The sequence below is a fragment of the Hymenobacter crusticola genome (assembly GCF_002154225.1).
In the GTDB taxonomy this organism is placed as follows: Bacteria; Bacteroidota; Bacteroidia; order Cytophagales; family Hymenobacteraceae; genus Hymenobacter; species Hymenobacter crusticola.
Genome location: NZ_MTSE01000060.1, coordinates 1 through 7,676, shown reverse-complemented (window position 1 = coordinate 7,676; position 7,676 = coordinate 1). Strand labels below are relative to the sequence as shown.

Sequence of the window (7,676 nt, the reverse complement as noted above, 5' to 3'; positions counted from 1 at the left end):
GTAACCCTTTCTCGGTGGCGACGCTCGTCATATTGGCCGGGGTGCCCAGCACGGCACCGCGCGCTTTCTTGGCGGCCAAGGCATCTTTCGTGCGCTTAGAGATCAGTTCACGCTCATGCTGGGCAATCACGGCAAACAGCCCGACGGTTAAGGTATTCGCGTCGGGCATGTCGCAGCAGACGAAGCTGACGCCCGAGTCGCGCAAGGTCAGGATGAAGCCCGCGTTGCGACTGAGTCGGTCGAGTTTGGCGATGAGCAGCGTGGCCCCCTGCTCTCGGGCCGCGGCGATGGCGGCCGCGAGTTGGGGCCGCTGGTTTTTGCTGCCGCTTTCTACTTCGGTGAAGGCGGGCAAGAGTTGAGTGGGCTCCGGCACGAAGGCCTGCACGGCGGCTTGCTGGGCTTCGAGACCTAAGCCGGATTGGCCTTGGCGCTGGGTGGAAACGCGGTAATAGGGCACGTAGCGGGTATTCATAGCACCCGCAAGGTACGGCTTATAACGTTTTCCAAACGAACGTTTGCAATATGTAAAACATATACCTTGCCGGTAGTTTATACTTTTGTACTATATGGCACCTGCTGCTCCTACCAAATTTTATACTCCTTATTATCGCGTTTCCACCCAGAAGCAAGGGCAGTCGGGTCTGGGCCTGGAAGCGCAGCGCACGGCGGTCCGCACCTTCGTGGCCGATCCAAGTCAACTATTGTCGGAGTTCGTAGAAATTGAAAGTGGCAAGAAGAACCAGCGGCCCCAGCTGCTTGCCGCCATTGCCGAAGCGCGGCGCACCGGCAGCACGCTGCTCATCGCCAAGTTGGATCGACTCTCGCGTAACGCCGGCTTCATCTTCGCTTTGCGCGACTCAGGCGTGGACTTCGTCTGCTGCGACATGCCCGATGCGAACACGCTTACGGTCGGCCTATTCGCCGTCATTGCCCAGCACGAGCGCGAGACGATTTCTAAACGAACGAAGGATGCCCTACACGCGAAGAAGGCCCGAGGGGCAAAGCTAGGCTCCCCGCAGAATTTTACGGCGGCGGTCATCGTCCAAGGGCAAGCAACCATGCAACGCAATGCCCGGCAGCACCCGGCGAATCAGCAGGCCGCGCAGTTAGCGGAATTATTGCGTGACACGGGGCACACGCTCTGGCAGATTGCGCACAAGCTCAACGCTTCCGGATACCGCACTCGACGTGGGAATATGTTTCAGGCAACAACTGTACAACGCCTTTTGTCTAACAAAGCTTCACTATAAACATCCCTATAGTTACAAGTTCATACATGACACAATCTAATCTTACTCTACTAATAGTATACTCTAGAGCTGATTGATCTTTTCGTCAGACACATATATTCCTCTTTTTATAAATACACACCACTGCTCAATGGGCGGGTGCTGTTTGGGTAGACGAATTGGTACCGTCTGCTTGACACCTTACGACAGACGGTTTACAATGCACCCAACGCTATACGCTTGTGATTTACCAGAGTAAGGATGAAGTCGAGCGTTGGTCGTTACGCTCCACCGAGTAGAGCTTGTTAATACAGTTGGAGACAGGCACAAACAATCCCTATGCTATGCACCCATACCTAGCTTTACGATGATACGGTGCAGGTCTATCGGGTGCGGGAGCGAACCGAAGCCCTGTGCAAGCAGGTCGCTCTATTGCTGAGCCAGGCGCACCAACTCCGTTATCTCTTAGCTGACACACCGGTAGTACCGCTGTCAGCTGCCTTGGCGTGGTGAGGGCAAGCCGATAAATTGATCAAGGAGCTTCCAAGCTCGCAAATTCGCGAAATGGATGGCCGCCCTACGCGACCATCTACAGCTGCAGGTAGCCATTGGTCTCGGAAATGCAGCACTTGCTACTAGAGGTCCCCTATCCTACTTCGCTGCCGAGGTTTACGTTCAAGCAACGCCTTTTCAGTCGTGATTATCGGGTGCTGTATGATACTCCTGTACAGGAAGTAGCGGCCAAGCCGGGCGAAAAGCTTACTTCTGGTGGCGGTGATTGCTATCCTACACGCAGAATGTACACGAGTTGGAGCTTTGATTTTGCCTTTTCACTTACGCGCACAAAGCAGTCTTTCCTTCGTCTGAACTAGGCGAAGTTGTTCTTATACTGGCCAACGAGCCTACTACGCACGGATCGGCAGATAATATGCGGATACAATTGCTAGAAATTCAATCAAGAATTACGAAACTGTTGGAAGCCTTTTCCCAGCCTGAATAGAAAATCATCAGTTCAATTTACCTAAAACAAAATGCAGCTGCACGACAAGTATAGCGTAGTAAGACACTGGTATTCACTACTATGCAACAACTACCTAACTTAACAAAAAGGCATAAAATAGCACAAACAAGATATTAATCTAATACTTTTGATTACCATAATGTACTTCATTAGATTCTGTTTTTAAATGACCTTCATGAAAATAATTTTTAAACTGTAGTTCATGTAGTTCATGTAGTTCATGTAGTTCATGTAGTTCATGTAGTTCATGTAGTTCATGAAAATAATAAATAACATTTTTTTCATGTAATTCTTGTTCTACTTTTACTCCATGAAGATCATTAGCTTCACGAATCATAAAGGAGGTGTTGGCAAGACTACCTCTACACTAAATGTTGGATACGCCCTGACGGGGCGCGGCCATAAGGTATTATTAATCGACGGGGACGCGCAGTGCAACCTAACCATGTGCTTTGATGAGCAGTCCGCTAGTGGGCATTATATTGGCTCCCTGCTAGAGGGACGTTCGTCTTTTGACACTACAATCGTCCCAGTAGCCCCCAACCTGGAGTTGTTGCCTGCTTCGCCGCAGCTAGGCTACGTCGAAAAAGTATTGGGAGCGCAGCAAGGTTATGAATTCTTGTTGCAGGAGGCTCTGGAACCCATTGCCGAGCGTTATGATTATTGCCTAATCGATACGCCTCCGAGCCTTTCGGCTATGACCTACATGGTCCTGGTCGCTAGTGACGCCATCTTTATTCCGGCCCAACCCGAGTATTTTAGCTTTGAGGGGTTGCAGACCATCTTGGAGGCATGCGCCCGGGTCCGCAAACGTAATAATCCTGGCCTGCGCGTTGGCGGCATCTTCTTCACCAAGTACAGCAAGACCTACCGTCGCAAGCTCCACCATGACATCGTGGAAGCAACAACCGAGCGATTTGCAACGGAGCAGTTGGTAATGCACACCAGTATCCGGGATAACGTTTCCTTGGCTGAAGCCCAAATTCAGCGGCAAAACTTATACGAGTATGCGCCTACCTCTAATGGTGCGCAAGATTATCAGGTACTTACGGACGAGATTCTGACGCGTATTTCCTAACCGATACTCAAATGGCTAAACGCGATTTCAAATCTCAACTCACCCGGTCACAACCCTCTGCATTTGACCGGGATATGTACGGACTTCCTGACAGTAATGATCTTCATGAAAATCATGTAGATAATGAACAAAATGATCTTCATGAAGAAAAAGAAAAACGTACGATATCGAAATCGTTAGCTCAGGAAGAAGCCCCAGCGGAAGAGGAAAACCCATTTATTCCATTCTCCACGCGGATTACCACCGCCACATTCATCAAGCTTAAGCAGGCGGAGTACTGGGAACGCCTGACCATTACGGAAATCGTGGAAACCGCTTTACAACAATATCTACAAGGGATTCCGACTGCCACTAACCCTCTCCCGGACAAGGAGCAAAAGCGGTTAAACGTGCGTAAGCTTCAGACTCCTCGATCGTCAAAGAAGCAGAAGCAGTAGACATCGCGCCGCCGACCGCATGAGTCAACCGGAACAACTAGGCTTCCTTGACAAGCCATTCGACGCCTTGTGCATCACGCTGCTGACGAAAGCCCTGAGACAAGTAGATGAGTTCCAGATTTTGCTCAAAGGTCGTTGCCTGCGTCATCTTCTTTTTCTTCATGGTCTCGTATGCGGCCCGCACCTCAGCCAGCGTATAGCGCACCACATCAGGCTGTTTAGTTGCCACCTTACGCAAAGCGGCCCGCTCTCGCTTCTGCTGGTGACGTTGAAAATCGTCTACTAGGTGCCCCTTGGTGATGGCGGTGAAGACGGAACCGGCCAAGCTCTTCACCTTACCGGCTTTAAACTTCTCCTGCTGCATCTGGGCCACGTAGCGGATATACTCCGGGTCAACTTCTCCTTTTCCTACTAACTCAGCCACCACGGCGATGCTTCCGGCCGATACGCCCACCGTATGCAGGGCTATTTCCCAAGGGCTAGCCGCAGAAAGCTCCTGCGCCGCCGATTCTGCGCTCGTGCTAGCATAGTTGAACTTGATTTTGGTGACAGCCTTCCCTTCCCGAATCAGCTCATAGTCGAAGGGAAGATCCGTATGCATCATTTCGTCGCGGGCCCGGTCCAGAACCCGCATCCGAAATAGAGGAAACTGCTTATACTGACCTTCCAAGCTTAACATAGCCTTCAGCTCTTCTACACCGAGCGTGCGCGTACCGAAGGCACTGTACTCCTTCAACAGCCAGTAGATGCGGTAGGAGTGGGGGCTCTTGATTTTGAGGAGCTGCACGAGTTGCACTTTCGTGAAATTGCGTTGCAGTTGCAGCAGGTAAGGCATGACTTCGTCGTTGAAGCGGACAAGCAACACGCCTTCCTCACCCCGGTATTTGGCATAGGCCATGAGGGGTATCTTATCAAAATCTGGTGCGTGCCGCCGGCTGCGGTTTCCGCGCGTACGAGGCTCCACGCCCGGCCGTTCAATGTGCAGCACGCGCGTCACGAGTTGGCTACACATACTCTCCACTTCTAGGTAGTCTTTCCCGCTTAGTCGTCGTCCCGACAGGGCAGTAATTTCGCGCAGCGGTACTTGGAATTCCCGAAACTCAGTATCCGCCCGATTAATACGTGCGAGCATAGCCATAAATAGGCGCATTTCAACAGTTGTCAGGTCAAAGCGTGCATTGACTAACGCGTTATGCTGCACGACTAGCTTGCCAGTCGCATCAGGAACTGTTTCGAATAGAGTAGTTTGTATACCTTCCATGGCCACGTTTGACTGTGTGGACAAGGTAGTAAATAATGCGGCTCACCTATTACAATTATAAAAGTTTGTAATAGGTAAACGTGGTTTTTGTAATAGCAGGGAGCTATAAGCACGTGGTTTTTGTAATAGTTGTGCGTGGTTTTTGTAATAGTTGTGCGTGGTTTTTGTAATAGTTGTACGTGGTTTTTGTAATAGCAGACGCATGCATGATTCTGAAAAACAACTAGTTATACTGCATGTAAACCTTATAAAAGATAATTAAAAGGATAAACGACGGTTAATGGGGTCGTTTTTTAGAAGTGAATAGACAAGAAATAGAGCAGAGAATACAGGATTGGAAGAGGTGGTTAAGAGCCCCGCCGCGTGGTTTTTGTAATAGATCATCGCTAAAAGGATGATGTTGATTAGCCTTCTTTGAGGAGGCTTCTCGCAAGAAGCACCTCTAGCAGAGCGCAATATCATGTTTGGTAATGTGTTACACTAAATTTCTGATCATGATCTAGGTAAGTAGGGGAGGGGATAAGATGGCTAATGCCTTTATAGAGCAACGCGTGGTATTTGTAATAGGTAGATACCTACCTAGGCTACCATAGTAGCAAAGGAGTAGCCTTTGATAAAAGACCGAAAGTTGACGTTCTAATCTATTACAAAAACCACGTTGTCTTCCTCATTTTTTGCCAGAAGCAGGCGTGTTAAGTGACGCAGAAAGCTGTTGCTTGTTGGTTAAAAGATGAAAGCTACGTAGGCTGAGTGCACCCGCGTGGTTTTTGTAATACTTGTCGCTTATTGACCAAGTGCAGGAAACTTAGTCAAGAAATCTCATCAAGGGTTTCGGTATTTGTACAGGTAGATTATGAATAACACGGTCATAGCAGGTCCAACTCTTTCCTTTTAATATTTTGTTGTTCGAACAAGAAGATGCCAGAACTAGGGTAAGGAGACAAAGCCAAGTTTGTACTCAGAGTGCTGAACAACTTTTCTGAACCGTTTTCCAGCTACACATGGTGGCCAAGCATATCGGCCAGCGAGGCAATGCGCGCCACCGAGTTCGTGATTTCGTGCGTCATCACGCGCAGCAGCTTCTGCCAAGCCTCGATTTCATCGAGAGAATGGCTCACACTTTTGAAGGCAATAAGCGCGAAGCTGTGGCCGTGCAGCCTGAACGACGTGGCCGACAACAGCTGCTGCATCGTCCGCTTCTCCACGGTTGGTTTCACCACCGCAGAAGCACTGGGCTCCAGCTGCATAATGGTCTGTAGAGCACCTCGTAGCGCTTTTGCAATGCCTGAATGTTGTACAGGGTTGTACAGGTAAGGCAACTGTAAGGTCTGGTTGAAGGCCCCATTAACCCATTCCACTTGCCCCTCAGCGTTGTAGGACAGTATGCCGGTGTCAATTAGCTTCAGCACTGTTTGTAGGTACGTAAACTGCGCCTTCTGCTCCGCACTCAGCTGCCGGAGCGTACTGTTAATCTGATTGAAAGCCGCGTGTAGCTGCTTTAGAGAAGCATTGGTACGCGCTTCGTTGAAGTGCTGCGAAAAGTCGCGGTATTTCACGGCCAAAACGAAGCTAGCTCTTTAATACCGACCACAAACTGCACTAGTTTATAAAAACGCCCTTTCTAGCTTGCAAAGCGGGTTATCATTTGGCTTGCTCCCTAGAGTGTATCGGTACCGAACAGTGAAGTGTATCAAAAGCGAACAGTATTACCAGTGAAGAGCAGCTTATTGTAAACAACATGTTTACAATCAACTAATTATATCGACGGCACAATCTTTATTGGCATACTGGCTAGAAGCATTTGCGAAGGCTAACAACGCATTTCGAAGACCATGGACGCACCTATTCAAAAGAAAACCTGGACGGTGCGCAAGCCGCTACTCGTGGCTGGGATTGTCGTCGTGGCAGGGCTGCTGACAGCTAGCTTCTTTTCCACGGCCAGCCTCACCAAGCTGAACGTGGAGCCCGAGCGCATCACCATCAGCGAGGTTACCAAAGGCACTTTTCAGGAGGTCATCTCACTTGATGGCACCGTGATGCCTAGCAAGACCATCTGCCTGGCTGGACTTTTAAAGTCAACGACAACGGCAGCAAAGCCTACAAAACAGACATTCACCTAGGTCGCCAAAACCCGGAGTACTACGAAGTGCTGGCAGGCTGGAAGCCCCGTGATAAAGTAGTGACCTCCAGCTACGAAGGCTACGAAGACATAGGTGGACTTGTGCTTCAAGACAAGCAAGAATAATTCAGACTACCTAGCTATAAACAGAGCCAACCAGCCAACTCCCCGCGTCATGATCAAGATTGAAGACTTGGAAAAAGTATACCGCACGGAAGAGGTCGAGACCAAAGCCTTAAATAAAGTCTCGCTCACGGTGAACGAAGGCGAGTTCGTGGCTATCATGGGACCGTCGGGGTGCGGCAAGTCTACTTTGCTGAACATCATTGGCTTGCTAGACAAGCCAGAGGGCGGCAGCCTCCAGTTTGCGGGCACTGAAATCGCGCACTACACCGAACGCAAGCGGGCCGAGCTACGCAAGCGGAACCTAGGTTTCGTCTTTCAGAGCTTCAACCTGATCGACGAACTAACGGTGGTAGAAAACGTGGAGCTGCCGCTCATCTACCTAGGGGTAAGCGCGGTCGAGCGCAA

General features: G+C 49.9%; 9 protein-coding genes. 5 read left to right on the top strand and 4 right to left on the bottom strand.

Features of this window, described 5'->3' with window-relative positions; genetic code table 11:
• On the bottom strand, window positions 1-472 hold a 472-nt coding region (locus BXP70_RS28340; RefSeq protein ID WP_086597491.1), incomplete at its 3' end, for a recombinase family protein.
• Window positions 473-566: 94 nt separating this feature from the next.
• On the opposite strand from BXP70_RS28340, the gene BXP70_RS28335 reads away from it, so the two are divergent.
• Window positions 567-1,250, top strand: a complete 684-nt coding sequence (locus BXP70_RS28335; RefSeq protein WP_086597490.1) for a recombinase family protein — start codon at window positions 567-569, stop codon at window positions 1,248-1,250.
• A gap of 1,162 nt (window positions 1,251-2,412) precedes the next feature.
• Here the strand turns inward: BXP70_RS28335 and BXP70_RS30890 are convergent.
• Window positions 2,413-2,535 carry a hypothetical protein gene (locus BXP70_RS30890; RefSeq protein WP_262490779.1) on the bottom strand — a complete coding sequence of 41 codons (123 nt, stop codon included), beginning with the start codon at window positions 2,533-2,535 and terminating at the stop codon, window positions 2,413-2,415.
• Between the two features lie 25 nt (window positions 2,536-2,560).
• On the opposite strand from BXP70_RS30890, the gene BXP70_RS28330 reads away from it, so the two are divergent.
• Together BXP70_RS28330 and BXP70_RS28325 are read left to right on the top strand one after the other, a co-directional pair.
• The gene (locus BXP70_RS28330) at window positions 2,561-3,328 is read left to right on the top strand and encodes a ParA family protein (RefSeq protein ID WP_143436769.1); all 768 of its coding nucleotides are present in this window, start codon (window positions 2,561-2,563) and stop codon (window positions 3,326-3,328) included.
• A gap of 11 nt (window positions 3,329-3,339) precedes the next feature.
• Window positions 3,340-3,765 carry a hypothetical protein gene (locus BXP70_RS28325; RefSeq protein WP_086597488.1) on the top strand — a complete coding sequence of 142 codons (426 nt, stop codon included), beginning with the start codon at window positions 3,340-3,342 and terminating at the stop codon, window positions 3,763-3,765.
• A 37-nt stretch (window positions 3,766-3,802) separates the two neighbouring features.
• Here the strand turns inward: BXP70_RS28325 and BXP70_RS28320 are convergent, their stop codons facing one another.
• Both BXP70_RS28320 and BXP70_RS28315 read right to left on the bottom strand, forming a co-directional pair.
• The gene (locus BXP70_RS28320) at window positions 3,803-5,050 is read right to left on the bottom strand and encodes a replication initiation protein (protein WP_143436768.1); all 1,248 of its coding nucleotides are present in this window, start codon (window positions 5,048-5,050) and stop codon (window positions 3,803-3,805) included.
• Window positions 5,051-6,021: 971 nt separating this feature from the next.
• Window positions 6,022-6,582 carry a hypothetical protein gene (locus tag BXP70_RS28315; RefSeq protein WP_143436767.1) on the bottom strand — a complete coding sequence of 187 codons (561 nt, stop codon included), beginning with the start codon at window positions 6,580-6,582 and terminating at the stop codon, window positions 6,022-6,024.
• A 276-nt stretch (window positions 6,583-6,858) separates the two neighbouring features.
• Between BXP70_RS28315 and BXP70_RS28310 the strand changes: the two genes are divergently transcribed.
• Window positions 6,859-7,146 carry a hypothetical protein gene (locus BXP70_RS28310; RefSeq protein ID WP_086597485.1) on the top strand — a complete coding sequence of 96 codons (288 nt, stop codon included), beginning with the start codon at window positions 6,859-6,861 and terminating at the stop codon, window positions 7,144-7,146.
• A gap of 174 nt (window positions 7,147-7,320) precedes the next feature.
• The coding region (locus tag BXP70_RS28300) for an ABC transporter ATP-binding protein (protein ID WP_143436766.1) at window positions 7,321-7,676 on the top strand (356 nt) is incomplete at its 3' end.